This window comes from Gluconacetobacter entanii, from assembly GCF_013155425.1.
GTDB classification, from domain to species: domain Bacteria; phylum Pseudomonadota; class Alphaproteobacteria; order Acetobacterales; family Acetobacteraceae; genus Novacetimonas; species Novacetimonas entanii.
In genome coordinates, this window is the sequence record NZ_JABJWD010000120.1 from 1 (window position 1) to 413 (window position 413).

The window sequence follows — 413 nt, forward strand, 5'->3', positions numbered from 1 at the left end:
TCGATGAAGCGGTCGGGCAGGGCCATGGGGCGGAAGCGCACGCGGTCGAGCAGCCCGGTCTTGGCCAGGTGCATCATCACGAACGCCCCGAACCCGCCGGGTGCGCCTTCCTCGATGGTGATCAGCACGGCATGGTTGCGCGCAAGCTGTTCGATCAGCGCGGTGTCCAGCGGCTTGGCAAAGCGCGCGTCGGCCACCGTGGGCGCAAGCCCCTGTGCCGCCAGCATGTCGGCGGCCTTCAGCGCCTCCGCCAGGCGCGGGCCGAGCGAGAGGATCGCGATCCCGCCACGCTCCGGCCCGGACTGGCGCGTCATCTCGCGCACGATGCGCCCGCGCCCGATCTCCATCACCCTGCCCGCCGCCGGCAGGTCAAGGCCGAACCCGCCGCCGCGCGGGTAGCGCAGGGCGATCGG

At 72.9% G+C, this 413-nt stretch carries 1 protein-coding gene; it reads right to left on the reverse strand.

The annotated features are described in order from the left end of the window. Positions 1-413, reverse strand: a 413-nt coding sequence (locus tag HNH97_RS16390) for a transketolase C-terminal domain-containing protein (protein WP_276509902.1), incomplete at both ends; no start/stop codon positions are given.